This window comes from Nakamurella flavida, from assembly GCF_030811475.1.
Lineage (GTDB): Bacteria > Actinomycetota > Actinomycetes > Mycobacteriales > Nakamurellaceae > Nakamurella > Nakamurella flavida.
In genome coordinates, this window is record NZ_JAUSQV010000001.1 from 297,761 (window position 1) to 314,893 (window position 17,133).

At 71.9% G+C, this 17,133-nt stretch carries 11 protein-coding genes; 10 read left to right on the forward strand and 1 reads right to left on the reverse strand.

What is annotated here, in order from left to right; genetic code table 11:
* The first annotated feature begins 156 nt into the window (after positions 1–156).
* The 8 genes from J2S58_RS01350 (at position 157) to J2S58_RS01385 (ending at position 12,920) form a co-directional block, all read left to right on the forward strand.
* Positions 157–2,760 (forward strand): molybdopterin oxidoreductase family protein, encoded by a 2,604-nt coding sequence (locus tag J2S58_RS01350; RefSeq protein WP_344469968.1) that lies wholly within the window; start codon positions 157–159, stop codon positions 2,758–2,760.
* On the forward strand, positions 2,760–5,276 hold the full coding sequence (nirB, locus tag J2S58_RS01355) for a nitrite reductase large subunit NirB (protein ID WP_205255224.1): 2,517 nt from the start codon (positions 2,760–2,762) through the stop codon (positions 5,274–5,276). The genes J2S58_RS01350 and nirB overlap by 1 nt, the downstream gene beginning before the upstream one ends.
* Positions 5,273–5,629 carry a Rieske (2Fe-2S) protein gene (locus J2S58_RS01360; protein WP_205255225.1) on the forward strand — a complete coding sequence of 119 codons (357 nt, stop codon included), beginning with the start codon at positions 5,273–5,275 and terminating at the stop codon, positions 5,627–5,629. The genes nirB and J2S58_RS01360 overlap by 4 nt, the downstream gene beginning before the upstream one ends.
* A 208-nt stretch (positions 5,630–5,837) precedes the next feature.
* Positions 5,838–7,241, forward strand: coding sequence for a nitrate/nitrite transporter (locus J2S58_RS01365; protein ID WP_205255226.1), 1,404 nt, complete (start codon positions 5,838–5,840; stop codon positions 7,239–7,241).
* Between the two features lie 5 nt (positions 7,242–7,246).
* Positions 7,247–8,527, forward strand: coding sequence for a uroporphyrinogen-III C-methyltransferase (cobA, locus tag J2S58_RS01370; RefSeq protein WP_306826123.1), 1,281 nt, complete (start codon positions 7,247–7,249; stop codon positions 8,525–8,527).
* A 54-nt stretch (positions 8,528–8,581) separates the two neighbouring features.
* A complete protein-coding gene (locus J2S58_RS01375; RefSeq protein WP_205255227.1) occupies positions 8,582–9,259 on the forward strand; it encodes a hypothetical protein in 678 nt (225 codons plus the stop codon).
* A gap of 103 nt (positions 9,260–9,362) precedes the next feature.
* Positions 9,363–12,191: a DNA translocase FtsK gene (locus J2S58_RS01380; protein WP_240188309.1), complete on the forward strand. Its 2,829-nt coding sequence runs from the start codon at positions 9,363–9,365 to the stop codon at positions 12,189–12,191.
* A gap of 222 nt (positions 12,192–12,413) precedes the next feature.
* A complete protein-coding gene (locus J2S58_RS01385; protein WP_205255228.1) occupies positions 12,414–12,920 on the forward strand; it encodes a hypothetical protein in 507 nt (168 codons plus the stop codon).
* Between the two features lie 68 nt (positions 12,921–12,988).
* On the opposite strand, the gene J2S58_RS01390 is transcribed toward J2S58_RS01385, so the two are convergent.
* Positions 12,989–13,948 (reverse strand): patatin-like phospholipase family protein, encoded by a 960-nt coding sequence (locus J2S58_RS01390; protein WP_205255229.1) that lies wholly within the window; start codon positions 13,946–13,948, stop codon positions 12,989–12,991.
* 964 nt (positions 13,949–14,912) lie between these two features.
* Between J2S58_RS01390 and J2S58_RS01395 the strand changes: the two genes are divergently transcribed.
* Together J2S58_RS01395 and J2S58_RS01400 are read left to right on the forward strand one after the other, a co-directional pair.
* The gene (locus tag J2S58_RS01395) at positions 14,913–15,782 is read left to right on the forward strand and encodes a glycosyltransferase family 2 protein (RefSeq protein WP_205255230.1); all 870 of its coding nucleotides are present in this window, start codon (positions 14,913–14,915) and stop codon (positions 15,780–15,782) included.
* A complete protein-coding gene (locus J2S58_RS01400) occupies positions 15,779–17,050 on the forward strand; it encodes a glycosyltransferase (protein WP_205255231.1) in 1,272 nt (423 codons plus the stop codon). The genes J2S58_RS01395 and J2S58_RS01400 overlap by 4 nt, the downstream gene beginning before the upstream one ends.
* The last annotated feature ends 83 nt before the right edge of the window (positions 17,051–17,133 follow it).

The following is a 17,133-nucleotide window of genomic DNA, read 5'->3' on the forward strand; positions in this document are numbered from 1 at the left end:
CACGGCCCGACGGAGTCGCCGTGTCCACCCCCGATGTCCGCCGCTCGTCCCGTCCAGCCGCCGCCGCGCCCTGGGGGGCCGCACTCCGTGAGGGGGTCGCCCGTGTCCGTCGCCCTGCCCCTTCCCACCCGCGGGGCGCCGTCCCCCGGGCGTGACATCCCGACCGACAGCCCGACCGACAGCCCGACCGACACCCATTGCCCCTACTGCTCGTTCCAGTGCGGCATCACCCTGGTGGCCGGCAGTCGTCCGGCCACCCTGCAGCCGCAGGAGGACTTCCCGACCAACCGCGGGGGACTGTGCTCCAAGGGGTGGAACGCCACCGAGCTGCTCGACCACCCCGACCGGCTGCTCACCCCGCTGGTCCGCGCCGTACCCGGCGATCGCTCCAGTGCGCTGCGCCCGGCCACCTGGGACGAGGCGCTGGGCCGCGTCGTCGACGGGATCACCGCGAGTCAGCAGCGGTACGGGCGCGACTCGATCGGGGTGTTCGGCGGCGGTGGGCTGACCAACGAGAAGGCCTACAGCCTGGGCAAATTTGCGCGGGTCGCCCTGCGGACCGCGATGATCGACTACAACGGTCGGTTCTGCATGTCGTCCTCGGCCACCGCCGGGAACAAGGCGTTCGGGGTCGACCGGGGCATGCCGTTCCCGGTCTCCGACATCGGCGAGACTGCGGCCATCCTGCTCGTCGGGGCCAACCCGGCCGACACCATGCCGCCGGCCATGCAGTGGTTCGACGCGGGACGCGCCGCGGGGGCGCAGCACATCGTGGTGGACCCCCGCCGCACCTCCACCGCCCAGGGCGCCTCGGTCCACCTGCGGCCCACCCCCGGCACCGATCTCGCCCTGGCCAACGGCCTCCTACACCTGGCCATCCGCGAGGGTTACGTCGACCAGGCCTACATCGACGCCCGCACCACGGGTTTCGCCGCCGTGCGGGCCGGTGTCCGGTCGTTCTGGCCCGACCGGGTCGAGCGCATCACCGGCATCGCCGTGGACGATCTGCGCCGCACCGTGCAGATCCTCGCCGAGGCTCCCTCGGCGATGATCCTCACCGCCCGCGGTGCCGAGCAGCACTCCAACGGCACCGACACCGCGCAGGCGTTCATCAACCTGGCCCTGGCGCTCGGTCTGCCCGGCAAGCCGTTCTCCGGGTACGGCACCATCACCGGTCAGGGCAACGGACAGGGCGGCCGGGAGCACGGCCAGAAGGCCGACCAGCTGCCCGGGTACCGGCGGTTGGACGACCCCGCCGCGCGCGCCCACGTCGCCGCCGTCTGGGGGATCGACCCGGCCGAGCTGCCCCGCCCCGGGAAGTCCGCGTTCGAGATGCTCGACGCCATCGGCACTCCCGACGGCGTCCGGGTCCTGATGGTGATGGCGTCCAACCTCGTCGTCTCGGCCCCGGACGCCAACCGCGTCGCCGATCGCCTCGCCGCGTTGGACCTGCTCGTGGTGTCCGACATCTTCCTGTCCGAGACCGCGGCCCGCGCCGACGTCGTCCTGCCGACTGCCCAGTGGGCCGAGGAGGAGGGCACGATGACCAACTTCGAGGGCCGGGTCATCCACCGCCGTCAGGCCCTGCCGCCGCCCGCCGGCGTGCTCGACGACCTGCAGCTGATGATCGAACTGGCCCGCCGGCTCGACCGCGGGCAGTACTTCTCCGCCGACCCGCGCACCGTGTTCGACGAACTGCGCCGGGCCAGCGCCGGTGGCATCGCCGACTACGCCGGCATCAGCTACGAGCGCATCGACGCCGAGCAGGGCGTGTTCTGGCCCTGCCCGACCGACGAGCACCCGGGCACACCGCGGATGTTCCTCGAGCGGTTCCCCACGCCGGACGGACGGGCCCGCTTCATCCGGGTCGAGCACCGTGACCCGGCCGAGATGCCCGATGCCGACTACCCCTTCGCGCTCACCACCGGGCGGCTGCTCACCCAGTACCAGTCGGGCACGCAGACCCGGCGCAACAACGCCCGCATGGTGCCGGACCCGTGCGTGCAGCTGCACCCGGACCTCGCCCGCGGGCAGGGCATCGGGGCCGGCGACATCGTCGAGGTGCGCACCCGCCGCGGCGCCGCCCGGTTCCGGGCCCAGCTCGACGACGGCATCCGCCGCGACACCGTGTTCGTCCCGTTCCACTGGGGCGGCGCGTCCAACGCGAACACCCTGACCCTGGCCGCGCTCGACCCGTACTCGCGCATGCCCGAGTTCAAGGTGTGCGCGGCCGCCCTGGAGCGCGTCGGGGATTCCGACGACACGCACCTGCTGCAGCAGGTCCCCGAGCGGCCCGTCGCCGTCACCGCACGTCGGCCCACGCGACCCCCCTCCACCGCCGCCCGGGTCCGCTCCCCGTCCCGTCCGCAGAGCACATCGCCGATCACGTCCTCGACCAGCAAGGGAAGCCGCATGCACACCAAGAACCGTTTCCTGCAGGGCATCTACGCCTTCACCGGCCAGGGCATCGACAAGCCCGCCGTCCTGCACGCCGATCTGACCTACCTGGTCCCGGACGGGTCGGTGGCCCAGGCGTTGTACTTCCGCGGCGGGAACACCTCCGACGAGCTGGTCGTCGCGGTACTCATGCGCGACGGCGTCCCGATGCGCTACTTCCCGATCGGTGCCAAGAGCGACGTGCACATCCCGCTGCGGGTGGTCGAGGACATGGAGGGCGGCACCGCCGTCGAGCTGTACCTGGCCGCGCCGGACGGCGTGAGCGGCACCGTCGTCCTCGATCTGGGTCTGGTCGAGGTCTGATGACGACGCTGCAGGAACGGCCGGACACCGACACGGAGCCGCTGGACACCCGCCGCCGGCTGGTGGTCATCGGCAACGGCATGGCCGGGGCGCGCACCGTCGAGGAGATCCTGGAACGCGGAGAGGCACTGCAGTTCCGGATCACCATGTTCGGCGACGAGCCCTACGGCAACTACAACCGCATCATGCTGTCCCACGTCCTGTCCGGCGAGGAGACCGACGCCGACATCTTCCTCAACACGCTGCCCTGGTACGAGGAGAACCAGATCACCCTGCACGCCGGGGTGCGGGTCACCCGCGTCGACCGGTTCGCCAAGATCGTCTACGGCAGCGACGGCAGCGCCACCGACTACGACACCCTCATCTTCGCCACCGGCAGCTACTCGTTCATGCCGGCCATCGAGGGCCTGCGCACCGACGACGGCGAACTGCTGCCGGGGGTGTTCGCGTTCCGCACCATCGACGACACCCGTCGCATGGTCGAGTACGCCCAGCACGACGAGCACCGCCGCGCGGTGGTCATCGGCGGTGGACTGCTCGGCCTCGAGGCCGCGCGGGGTCTGCAGACCCACGGCCTGGTGGTCGACGTGGTGCACGCCGGGGCGCACCTGATGAACGCGCAGATGGGTCCGCAGGGCGGCGACATCCTGCGGCAGAGTGTCGAGAAGCTCGGCATCGAGGTGCACCTCAAGGCGCGCACCACCGCGATCATCGGCGAGGACCGGGTCCGCGGGGTGTGGCTGCTGGACCACCCGCAGCTCGAGTGCGACATGGTCGTCGTCGCCGCCGGCATCCGGCCCAACGTCGACGTCGCGCTGACCAGCGGGTTCACCGTCGAACGGGCCATCGTCGTCGACGACTACATGCGCACCGTGGACGACCCCGACGTGTACGCGGTGGGGGAGTGCGTCCAGCACCGCGGCGAGGTGTACGGCCTGGTCGCCCCGCTGTGGGAACAGGCCGTCGTGCTCGCCGACCAGATCACCGGCGTGGACACCAGCTCGGCCTACCTCGGCTCGCGCACCGCGACCAAGCTCAAGGTGGCCGGCGTCGAGGTCGCCTCCATGGGCGTGCTCGGCCCGGAGCGCGAGGGCGACGAGCACATCGTTTTCTCCGAGCCGACCAAGGGCATCTACAAGTCCATCGTCATCCGTGACGACAAGCTGGTCGGAGCAACGGTTCTCGGCGACACGTCCAAGGTCGCCTTCCTCATGCAGGCGTTCGACCGGGGGTTGCCGCTGCCCGACGAGCGCGTGGAGATGATGTTCAACCTGGGCAGTCCGACGGCTGAGGTCGGTGCGGCCGAGCTCGCCGACGACGCCCAGGTCTGCAACTGCAACGGCGTCACCAAGGGTCATCTGGTGGCGTGCGTGGAGAGCGGCGTCAAGTCCGTCGCCGGGGTGATGGACAAGACCCGCGCCGGCAAGGGCTGTGGTTCGTGCAAGACGATGGTCTGCCAGATCGTCGAGTGGGCCGCCGGCGGCGCCGTCGTCGAGGACCCGTCGGCGAACTGGTACGTGCCGGGGGTCCCGATGGACAAGCCGGCCCTGATGGTCGCCATCCGCGAGCAGGGTCTGCGCTCCGTCTCCTCGGTGTTCGCCGCCCTGGCCCCCGAGGGTGCCGAGGACGCGAAATCGAAGATGGGCCTGGCTTCGCTGCTCAAGATGATGTGGGCCGATCAGTACATCGACGAGAAGGACGCGAAGTTCATCAACGACCGCGTCCACGCCAACATCCAGAAGGACGGCACCTTCTCCGTGGTCCCGCAGATGAAGGGCGGGGTGACCACCCCCGATCAGCTGCGGCGGATCGCCGACGTGGCCGAGAAGTGGAACATCCCGCTGGTCAAGCTGACCGGTGGGCAGCGGATCGACCTGCTCGGCGTGCGCAAGGAGGACCTGCCGAAGGTCTGGGCCGATCTGGACATGCCGTCCGGGTACGCCTACGGCAAGAGCTTCCGCACCGTGAAGACGTGTGTGGGCAAGGACTTCTGCCGCTTCGGCGTCGGTGACTCCACCCAGCTGGGCATCGACATCGAGAGCCGGTTCCAGGGCATCGAGTCACCCGCCAAGCTCAAGCTCGCCGTCTCCGGGTGCCCCCGGAACTGCGCCGAGTCGCTGGTCAAGGACATCGGCATCGTGGCCATCGAGGGCGGGCGGTGGGAGGTCTACATCGGCGGCGCCGCGGGTGCGCACATCCGCAAGGGCGATCTGCTGGCCACCGTCGACGACCCCGAGACGGCCAAGACCCTCACCGGCCGGTTCATGCAGTACTACCGGGAGAACGCCAAGTGGCTCGAGCGCACCTACGCGTTCGTGCCGCGGGTGGGCCTGGACTTCCTCAAGGAGGTCATAGTGCAGGACAGCCTGGGCATCGCCGCCGATCTGGACGCCCGGATCCAGGAGGCGGTCGACGCGTACTCCGACCCGTGGAAGGAGGGGGCGGCCCCGGCCACCCCCGGTCAGTTCCGCTCCTCCCTCCCGCTCGAGGTCCTCCCGCAGGTGCCGGTCCGATGAGCACCCCACTCCTGAGCACGTCGAGCACCTCCGCCACCGCCGTCGGCACCGTCCACCGCCTGGGTTCCGTCGACCAGGTACCGGTCGGCGAAGGCCGCGCCTTCGCCGTGGACGGCCGGCAGATCGCCGTCTTCCGGCTGCGATCGGGCGCGGTGCACGCGGTGCAGGCCCGGTGCCCGCACAAGGGCGGTCCGCTGGCCGACGGGCAGATCGACGGGTCCATCGTGCTGTGCCCGCTGCACATGAACGCCTACGAACTGGCCACCGGCTGCTCCACCACCGGTCAGCCGGCCCTGGCCGGCTACACCGTCGCCGTCGAGGACGGCGAGCTGGTTCTCACCGTCCCCGGCTGACCCCCCACCACCTGCACCACGAGCACCGCCGCACCGCCGCACTGACGCCCCGGTGCCCCATCCGCCGCCCGCACCCGCCCCGGTGCGCCCCCGCCCGTCCTGGACCGCCGATGACGCCGGACCGACCCCGCCCGCCGCGCCGCCCCCGGCGCCGGGCCCTGGCTCCCCAGCCCCGCCGCCCCGACGGCCATCCGGAACGGACCCCACGATGAGCACACCTCCCGACACCTCCCGGGCCGGCGCCGCGCCGACCACCGCCACCCCGACCGCGCCCCCGTCCGGCCGGGGCTCGACCTGGATCGACGACTGGCGGCCCGAGGATCCGGTCTTCTGGGAGCAGACCGGGGCCAAGGTGGCCAAGCGCAACCTGCTGTTCTCCGTCATCTCCGAGCACATCGGGTTCTCGGTGTGGAGCATGTGGTCGGTCATCGTGCTGTTCCTCGGCCCGGTGTACGGCATCGACCCGGCGGGCAAGTTCCTGCTCACCGCGCTGCCGACCCTGCTCGGCGCCCTGCTCCGGCTGCCGTACACGTTCGCCGTCGCGACGTTCGGCGGCCGCAACTGGACCATCGTCAGCGCGCTGATGCTGCTGATCCCCACCATCGGCATCATCGTCGTGCTCGAGCCCGGCGTCTCGTACACGACGCTGCTGATCGTGGCCTGCCTGGCCGGGGTGGGCGGCGGCAACTTCGCCTCCTCGATGACCAACATCAATGCCTACTACCCGGCGCGGCTCAAGGGCTGGGCCCTCGGGATCAACGCCGGCGGCGGCAATCTCGGAGTGCCGGTCGTCCAGCTCCTCGGGCTGCTCATCCTGGCCACCGTCGGTGCGACCAACCCGCGTCTGCTGGCCATCATCTACATCCCGCTGATCCTGCTGGCCGCACTGGGCGCCGCGCTCACGATGAACAACCTCTCGCAGATGTCCAACAGCAAGCGGGCCATGCGGGACGTGGTGCGCGAGAAGCACACCTGGATCATCTCCCTGCTGTACATCGGCACCTTCGGGTCGTTCATCGGGTACAGCTTCGCCTTCGGCCAGGTTCTGCAGGTGCAGTTCGCCGACATCTTCTCCACCCCGGTCAAGGCCGCCTACCTCACGTTCATCGGTCCGTTGATCGGCTCGCTGATCCGTCCGGTCGGCGGCATGCTCGCCGACCGGCTCGGCGGTGCGAAGGTGTCCTTCGTCAACTTCATCGCGATGGCCCTGGGCGCCGCGGTGGTGCTGACCGCCTCGCTGATGCAGTCGCTGCCGCTCTACCTGGTCGGGTTCGTCATGCTGTTCACCTTCAGCGGCATCGGCAACGGCTCGGTCTACAAGATGATCCCGGCGATCTTCCGGTCCAAGTCGGGCTCCGAGATCATCGCCGGCGCCGAGCCCGCGGTGTCGATGGCCAAGTCCCAGCGGCTGTCCGGCGCCCTCATCGGCATCGCCGGTGCCATCGGCGCATTCGGCGGTGTGCTGGTCAACCTGGCCTTCCGGCAGTCGTTCCTCACCTACAAGACGGCCACCGCCGCCTACGTCGTCTTCATCGCCTTCTACGCGGTCTGCATCGCCGTAACCTGGTACGTCTACCTGCGTTCGTCGAAGTCCAAGCTGGAAGGCGTCTGAGGTCCGTGAGCTATCCGCTGCACTTGGACCTTGCTGGCCGCCCCGTGGTGGTGGTCGGCGGGGGACCGGTGGCCGCCCGTCGGGCCGCCGGCCTGGTCGCGGCGGGTGCCCTGGTGACCGTGGTCGCTCCGTACGCCTGCGAGGACGTGGTCGCCGCCGCGGACGCCGGAGACCTGGTCTGGCACGAACGGGAGTACCTCGCCGGGGACCTCGACGGGATGTGGCTCGCGGTCACCGCGACCGGTGACCCGGCGACCGACGAGGCCGTGGAACGGGCGGCCGACGCCCAGCGGACGTTCTGCGTGCGGTCCGACCGGGCCGACCGCGGATCCGCGGCCACCCCGGCCGTGCTCCGCCGCCCGGGCGTGACGGTCAGCATCGGGAGCGGGCCGATCGGCGGACCCGGGGACTCCGCGTCCGCCGGCCGGCAGGTCGACCCGCGGCGTACCCGGGCCGTCCGCGACGCCCTGGCCCTGGCCCTGGACTCCGGCGCCGTCCCGCTCCGGCGGCACCGCCCCGGGGTCGGCCGGGTCGTCGTGGTCGGCGGTGGCCCCGGTGATCCCGATCTGATGACGGTGCGCGCCCGGCGGGAACTCGCCGCCGCGGACGTCGTGGTGCACGACCGGTTGTCGCCGGTGTCGGTGCTCGCCGAGCTCGGCCCGGCCGTCCACGTCATCGACGTGGGCAAGACCCCCGGCCGACACCCGGTGCCGCAGGCCGAGATCAACGCGCTGTTGGTCGAGCACGCCCAGCTCGGCCGGCAGGTCGTGCGGCTCAAGGGCGGTGACCCGTTCGTCTTCGGCCGCGGGGCCGAGGAGGTCGACGCCTGCCGCCGGGCCGGGGTGCAGGTCGAGGTGGTCCCCGGGGTGTCCAGTGCGCTGGCCGTCCCGGCCGCCGCGGGCATCCCGGTCACCCACCGCGGGCTGGCCCGGCAGGTCACCATCCTCACCGGCCACGACGTCGACGGGTACGCCGACGCGGACTGGGCCCATCTGGCCCGCTCGGCCGGCACGCTCGTCGTGCTCATGGGGGTCGGCGCGTTGCCCGGGATCGCCGGCGAGCTCGTCGCGCACGGCCGCGACCGGCACACCCCGGTCGCCGTCGTCGAGCGGGGCTGCACCCCGGAGCAGCGGACGACCGTCGGCACCCTGGCCGACATCGGGGATCTGGTGCGCGCCCGCGGGGTGCGGTCTCCCGCGGTGATCGTCATCGGCCCGGTGGTCGCCCTGGCCGACCCCGCGGTGATCGCCGCGACGGCCGAGATGCCGCCCCTGACCGGGCGCTGACCCGGGCCCACCCGCCCCGGCCGCAGCATGATCCGTCCCCATTACCCTCAGCCCATGGCTCCGATCTCCGACCCCGCCGTGGTCGATCTGCTGTCCCGTGTCGACGCGTTGTGGGGGCCGGTGGTCCGCCGCCTCGGTCGGCCGCCGGAGGAGCTGCCGGCCGGACAGCGGGCGAAGTGGTGGGCCGACACCGTCTCCCGGTTCGCCGCGGTCGTGTCCGCCACCCCGCGGTTCGCCGGCAAGTTCGCCGATCTGCTCCCCCTGCAGGACGGGGTCGGCGCCGCCGTCCAGTCCCTGGTCGTCCTCGGGGTGGCCCACGAGCACGGCCTGACCGGTCCCACCGGGCGTGACCGTGCGGAGCGGGTCGCCCTGCTGGCGCAGGTCCTGCTGGACAAGCCGCTGACCGCCGACGAGGTGGAGTCGCTGCAGGGCAAGGGGCTCGGGGTGTACGTCGAGGAGGCCTTCGGGCCCGCGGAGGACCGGTCCGGGGCCTCGGGCGTGGTGAAGACGGTGCTGCGGGTGGCCGGGACGCTCGGCCGGGTCGGCGACCTGCTGGACGACCGACCGAAGGGCGGTCGCCTGGCCCGGTTGGTCTCGATCGTGCCGGTGGTGGGTGTCGTCGGCGGGTACCTCGCGGAGCACGAGGGACTCCGCAAGGCGGCCAAGGAGACCCAGCGTCGGCTCAAGGCGGACCCGCCGCGCGCGTCGGCCGCGCAGACCGTCGACGCCTGACGACGCCGATCCCGGGGCCGAACCGGGATGGGTGGGGGGAGGGGCTGCGACGGCCGGTGTGGCACACGGGGTCGATGGGACTGCAGCGACTAGCGTGATGGGCATGGCCACCAAGAGCAGCGGTTCCGCCGTGTCCGCACGCGGACGCTCCGGGTCCGCGCCCCGACCACCCCGTACGCGCACCGCCCCCGGCGGTACCGGTCGCAGCGGCTCGGCCGGGTCGTCCGGGCGTTCCACGGGCGCCCGTCCGGCGGCCGGCAAGACCAGGCCGAAGGCGTCCGGCGCCGCCCGGTCCGCCGCCCCCGCACCCCGACCGCCGCGCACCGGCCCCTCGCCGGTGGTGGTGGCCCTGCAGGCCATCGGTCGGGCGATCGCCGCCGTCTGGCGCACCCTGGCCCGCTGGGTCGGCGGCATGGTCCGCGCCGTCGGGCACGGCGCCGCCGGTGCGCGGGACATCGGTCCGGAACACCGCCGGGACGGGCTCGCGCTCGGTCTGCTGGCCGTCGCCGCGATCGTCGTCATCGGATCCTGGTTCGGCGCCGCCGGCCCCGTCGGGGAGCTGGCCGACGACGCGGTCCGCGTCTGGTTCGGCACCCCCGCGCTCGTGCTGCCGCTGGTCCTCGTCGCGGTGGCCGTCGTCCTGCTCCGCAACGCGCCGAACCCGCCCGAACGCCCCCGGCGCATCGTGGGCGCGGTCGCGCTGACCCTGGCCGTCACCGGCATCTTCCACGTGCTGCACGTCAACGGCCTGGCCGACCCCGCCCTGGACACGGTCGCGTTGCGCACCGATGCCGGCGGGACGGTGGGTTGGGTGATCGGTCAGCCGCTGTTCATCGGGATCACCACCGTCCCGGCGGTGCTGGTGCTCGTGCTGCTCGCCGTCTTCGGCGGCCTGCTCGTGGCCGGCATCCCGTTGCGGGACGTCCCCCGGCTCGTCGGGGACGGGATCGCCCACCTCCGTCGGCCGGCCGCCGACCATGCCGACGACGCCGACGGCGACGATGGAGTCGATCACGGGGACGACGGGTACGGGCCTGACGGGGACGAGTCGGCTCCGGCCGCCCGCACGGCCACCCGCCGTCCGCGCCGGTCCCGCGCCGTCCCGGCCACCGACGGATACGGGGACGATCAGGACGCCGAGCCGGTCGACACGGCACCCACCACGAGGATCCGCCGGCCCGCCCGCGGGTCGCAGGCCTGGTCGGCGCCCGAGGGGAGCGTCGACCCGGACTTCGATCCCCGGTACGAGGAGTCGGACGCCCCCGCGGCGTACGAGCCCCCGGCCGACCAGACCGCGACGCGGGCCATCCCGGTGGCCGCCGACGAACGCCCGACCACGGCCGTGGCCCGCCCCCGGGCCCGGGCGCTGACCCCGCCGGCGGCCGACCCGGCGCCGCCCGCGCAGCGCGAGGACCAGCTGACGCTGGACCGCGTCAACGTGGGTGCCTACCAGCTGCCCTCGCCGTCGCTGCTCAAGCTCGGCGCCCCGCCCAAGCAGCGGTCCTCGGCCAACGACGAGATGATCGAGCGCATCAACCTGGTGCTCGAGCAGTTCAACGTGGACGCCGCGGTCACCGGGTTCACCCGTGGACCCACCGTGACCCGCTACGAGGTCGAGCTCGGGCCCGGCGTCAAGGTCGAGAAGATCACCGCGTTGACCCGCAACATCGCCTACGCGGTGGCCACCGACAACGTCCGGCTGCTCGCCCCCATCCCGGGCAAGTCCGCCGTCGGCATCGAGGTCCCGAACAGCGACCGCGAGATGGTGCGCCTGGGCGACGTCCTCGCCGCACCGGACGCCCGCACCGATCAGCACCCGCTGGTCATCGGTCTGGGCAAGGACGTCGAGGGTGGGTTCGTCACCGCCAATCTGGCCAAGACCCCGCACCTGCTGGTCGCCGGGGCCACCGGCTCGGGCAAGTCCAGCTTCGTCAACTCGATGCTGGTCTCGTTGCTGCAGCGGGCCAGCCCGGACGAGGTCCGGATGATCCTCATCGACCCGAAGATGGTCGAGCTGACGCCCTACGAGGGCATTCCGCACCTGATCACCCCGATCATCACCCAGCCCAAGAAGGCCGCCGCGGCCCTGGCCTGGCTGGTCGAGGAGATGGAGCAGCGCTACCAGGACATGCTGGCGCACGGGGTGCGGCACGTGGACGACTTCAACCGCAAGGTGCGTACCGGGCAGATCACCACCCCGCCCGGGTCCGAGCGGGTCTACAAGCCCTACCCGTACATCCTCGGGATCATCGACGAGCTCGCCGACCTGATGATGACCGCCCCGCGGGACGTCGAGGACGCCATCGTCCGCATCACCCAGAAGGCCCGAGCCGCCGGTATCCACCTGGTGCTGGCCACCCAGCGGCCGTCGGTGGACGTGGTGACCGGTCTGATCAAGACGAACGTGCCGTCCCGGTTGGCCTTCGCCACGTCCTCGCTCACCGACTCCCGCGTCATCCTGGACCAGCCGGGCGCCGAGAAGTTGATCGGCATGGGCGACGGGCTGTACCTCCCGATGGGTGCGTCCAAGGCGGTCCGCATCCAGGGTGCGTACGTCTCGGACGAGGAGATCGCCGAGATCGTCGAGTTCACCAAGACGCAGGCGCAGCCGGAGTACGACGACCACGTCACCGCGCCCAAGGGTGACGCCGCCCGTGACGTCGACCCGGACATCGGTGCCGATCTCGATCTGCTGCTCGCCGCGGTCGATCTGGTGGTCACCTCGCAGCTCGGGTCCACCTCGATGCTGCAGCGCAAGCTCCGGGTGGGCTTCGCCAAGGCCGGCCGACTGATGGACCTGATGGAGACCCGCGGCATCGTGGGCCCGTCCGAGGGATCCAAGGCGCGCGAGGTGCTCATCAACCCCGACGAACTGGACGAGGTGCTCGCCTCCCTGGCCGGTGTTCCGCCGGCGGTCCCGGACGAGATCTGACCCGAGCGCCGACGGCCCCGGCCCCCAACCCGCCTCCGGGGATGGGGGCCGGTGTCGTCGCGGACGGTCATCTCGCACCGAGGGACTGCGTTCGGTGCCCACCGTGCGCCGAACGAGTGAGGTGGTTGACCTCCGAGCCGGCCTCTTCCACACTTCGCCCAGGTCAGACGGGTGGCTGCACGACCGGGATCCACGCCGTCGGGGTCAGGCGCGGGGGCGGCCATGAACGAGAAGCACGAGGAGCTCGTCGCCGTGGGTCGAGCAAAGCTGTCATCCGCCAGCGGGTACTTCGCGGTGCAGACGGCGATGTTGGGCTATCTGCTCGATGTCGGGGCCGGGAAGCTCGGCGGCCGGGAGCGGAAGTTCGAGCCCTGGAAGTTCCTGAGCCATGGGACGAGTGTGGTCGGGTCCCTGCTCACCGCCGTCGCGGGCCTCGCCGTCCTGGCCAAGTGGTTTCCCGAGTCGTCCGCGCTCTTCTGGGTTCCGGGTGCCGTCGCTCTGGGCGCGGCCTTCCTGACCGCGGTCACCACCACCGTGAACCCGGGCCGTCGAGTGATCCGGGTCGGCGTCGAGCGGGCCCTGTGGCGCGAGTTCGTCCTCCGGGTCGTCAGCGTCATCGACCAGGGTGCTTCCGGAAGGCTGGATGCCCCCGGGCTCGATCGGGAGATCGCCGCACTGCGGGGGCGCTGCCGGGAGCTCGAGCTCGCCGACGCCGAACAGCGGGCGTAGGACCCTCAGGCGACGGACTGGACGCCCGGCCCACGTGACTCGGCCGAGGCGGTTCGCGGTCGCGTCGCTCAGCCCAGGACGCCGGCCACCTGGGCCACGGCCCGGGTGAGCGTGGCGTGGCCGATGCGGGCGGCGTGTTCGACCCGGACGGGGTCGATGGTCAGGCCCTGCACACCCGCGTCCTCGCCGGGCGCCAGGGTGCGGAGGAACCGCCGGGCGCGATCGGGGTGCCGCGCGTCGTCCAGGACGTCCAGGATCGGGCGCAGCCGGCGGCCCTCCTGGGCCATGGCCCCCAGGCCCGGCGCCATCCGGTCCAGCGCCTGCGCCCACAGCGGAGCGCGCCGGACGGCGGCGATGCGCCGCAGGTGCGCGGCGGGCCGGTTCACCAGGGCCAGCACGTGCGTGCTGCCGTCGCGCAGCGCCCGCAGCACCGGGAGCGGTTCGGCCACCGAGCCGTCGATCCAGCGGCGCCCGTGCAGCTCGACCGCCCGGCCGGCCAGGAAGGGGATCGAGGACGTCGCGCGGAACGCCAGCTTCCACTCCGCGGGGCTGCCCGGCCGCAGCACGTGTCCGGTCAGGTCCGCCGCATCCGTCGCCACCACGTGCAGCGGGGTGGGCGTGCTGCCCAGCCGGTCCCAGGCCATCGGCTTGGCGTGCGTCAGGATGCGGTCGATCAGGTGGTCCAGGGACACCACCGGCCGACGGTCGCGCAGGCGCCGGGCGTCGATGAAGTCGCGGTCGGCCATGTCCTCGAAGAAGACCCGAGCCGTCCCCTCGCCGCCGCCCAGCACGACGGCGGCACCGATGTACGCACCGGCGGAACTGCCGTAGACGACGTCGAAGGTGTCGCACAGGCCGGCGTCGGACAGCGCGTGCGCCATCCCGGCCGCGTAGGCCCCGCGCATCCCGCCGCCCGCCACGACCAACGCGATCCGGTGGCCGTCGTCGCGACTGCCGGTGTCCCGACGGTGCAGCAGGGCACGCAGCACCTCGTCGTCCCCGGGGAGCTCGGGGGCGGGAGCGGTCACGGGAATCTCCTCGGGGCGGACGGAACGGGCGCACCGAGCATCGTCCCGGACGAGCCAGGATCCCACACCGCGCGACGCTCCGGGCGGGGGACGATCACGCCGGCGCGGGACCTCGACAGCCCGCGACGGGGGCGTGGCGGCCCGAGGATGGACCGATGACCCAGGAAGATCCGGAGACGGAACGCCTCTTCGCCCTGCTGGCCGAACTGGAGGCATCCTCCGGGGCCTCGTTCGGTGGCCTCGCCATGTCGGACGGCCGGACGTGGCTGGAGATCCGGCAAGCGCCGCCGGAGGTCTGGGGCGCACTGCGCACCGCGTTCCCCGACCTGCCCCTCGTGCAGGCGCCCGCGGAGGTTCTGCGCCGGGAGGGGGAATTGCGGCTCGGGCTCTTGCGGGCGCAGGAATCCGCCCTGCGGCGATCCGCCGAGGTGCACGCCCATCGCGGCGCAGGTGGCCGCCCTGGACCCGGCACACGGGCCGGACGGCGCCTGATTTCCGGGCCGGTCGGGAGCGGGAGCGGAGCACGATGGACGTGCGAGGGAGCTTGCTGTCACTCCGTGTGCCCGGACGGACCCGGACTCACCCGGTGGGGCGCTTCCCGAGCGGAGGATGTTCCCAGGGGTGATGAGTCGTGCGTTCGCAGAGTGACGAGCTCCGGAACGCGGGATGTCGTCCTTCCGGGGAGTGATGCCCTCCCTCGGAAGGGTTCGTTCTGACCGTGGGTGACGATTCGACACCACGGAACGGGTGCCCTGTCGTCGCACCACCTGTTTGCGTTAGCACCCTGTGCGATAGGTAACAGAAACGGCAGATATGTCCAATTCGTCCGGATGAGCATTTAATCTTGGGATCGTTCACGTGGGGGTGACCATGATCCGTAGGGGCTGAATCGGTCGCCTTTGCCTCACGGGGAGTCAGAGGCGAGACCGATCCCGACGGAACACGACTCGGCGGAGTTCATGTCATGCACGTTGTCCACGCTCGACCAGTACGCGACCCCAAGGTCACCATCATCGTCCCGGCCCGGAACGAGGCCCGGAACCTGGAGGTGATGCTTCCTCAGCTCCCCTCCAAGGCCGAGATCATCGTCGTCGACGGCCATTCCGTCGACGACACGCCCGCGGTCGTCGCCCGCGTCCGTCCCGACGCCCGCCTCGTGCAGCAGACCCGGCGCGGCAAGGGCAACGCCCTGGCCGTCGGGTTCGCCGAGGCCACCGGCGACATCATCGTCATGTTCGACGCGGACGGTTCGGCCGATCCGCTCGAGATCGACCGCTACGTCGCGGCTCTCCTCGCCGGCGCCGACTTCGCCAAGGGCAGCCGCGTGCTGACCGGTGGCGGCAGCGTCGACATCACTCCGATCCGCGACCTGGGGAACAAGGGCCTGACCCTGGCCACCAACATCAGCTTCGGCACGCGGTACACCGATCTCTGCTACGGCTACAACGCGTTCTGGCGCGACATCCTGCCGCACCTGGCACTGCCGTCCCCGCAGCCGGTCTCGAGCGACATGCAGTGGGGCGACGGGTTCGAGATCGAGACCCTCATCAACTGCCGGGTCGCCACCGCGAACCTGCTCGTCACCGAGGTGCCCAGTGTCGAGCTGGAGCGCATCCACGGCGAGAGCAACCTGCACGCGGTGAAGGACGGCCTGCGCGTCCTCAAGACCATCGGCACCGAGTGGGTCCGAGCCCGTCGCACCCCCACCCGCACCGCGTCCGGCGTCAAGCTCGGCCGCCGCTCCCGTCGGGCCGCCACGGCGACCGCGACCGTCAGCACCCCGGCCTTCCGCACCGCCGCCGAGCGTCCCGTGATCGAAGAGGCCTCCGCGTGACCGCCCCGGGGGGGACGGGCACCGCGCCCAGCGTGCTCGTGGTCGGATCCGGATGGCACTTCACGTCCGGCATCAGCTACTACACCTGCCGGCTGACCAATGCGCTGGCAGAGATCGCGCCCACCCGCGCGATTCTCATGCGGCGGCTCATCCCCAAGGCGCTGTACCCGGGCAAGGACCGGGTCGGCACCGCGGTCAACGACCTGCAGTACGCCGACTCGGTGGAGGTCTTCGACGGGGTCGACTGGTACTGGGGCAAGAGCATGCGCCGGGCCCGGAAGTTCCTGCAGGACTCGCCGCCCGACGTTGTCGTCCTGCAGTGGTGGACCGGCGCCGTGCTGCACTCGTACCTGCGGCTGGCCAAACTGGCCCAGCAGGCGGGCAGCCAGGTCGTCATCGAGTGGCACGAGGTGCAGGACACCGGTGAGGCCCGCATCCCGGGTGTCGTCAAGTACGTGACCAAGGCGATGAAGGCCCTGCTCAACAACGTCGACGGGCACGTGGTGCACTCCCGTTACGACCTCGACCTGCTCCGCCGGACCTACGAGCTGCCCGACGAGCGCGTCGTGCTGGCCGCCCACGGCCCGTACGACCACCACGGCACCCCGTTGGCCTCCGAGCTGCCGGCCGGCCCCAGCGCCCCCGCCGTACTCACTGTGCCGACGGTCATCGACGCCGAAGCCGCACTGGCCGCCGAGATCCCGTCGGACGAGTTCACATTCCTGTACTTCGGGATCATCCGGCCCTACAAGGGGGTGGAGGACCTCGTCGCCGCGTTCGACCTGCTGCCCGACGACGTGCGGAACAGCAGCCGGCTCGTGCTCGTCGGCGAGACCTGGGAGAACTGGACGGCCCCGCTCGACGCGGTCGTCATCAGCCCCAACCGGGATCGGATCACCGTGGTCAACCGGTACGTCACCGACTCCGAGGTCAGCCGGCACTTCGCCGATGCCGACGCCGTGGTCCTGCCGTACCGCCGGTCGTCCTCGTCCGGGCCGCTGCACATCGCGATGAGTGCCGGCCTGCCGGTGATCGTCAGCGAGGTCGGCGGACTGGTGGAGGCCGCGGGGGACTACGCCGGCACCACCTTCACCCCGGCGGCGGACCCGGCGGCACTGGCCGAGGCCATGCAGTGGATCGTCGAACGCAAGGGTGAGCGGTACACCGACCCCCACTCGTGGGACAACACGGTTGCGGCCTACCAGCGCCTGTTCCAGGCCATCGGGGCGGCACGCGTCCCGGCGGACGGCCTGCGCTCGGTCGCCTGACCCATCCCCATCCCGGGGTCCCGGATCCGTCCGGGCCCCGGCCCCCATCCACCCCGCTCCGGCGTGTCCGACGCGCGCCGGGG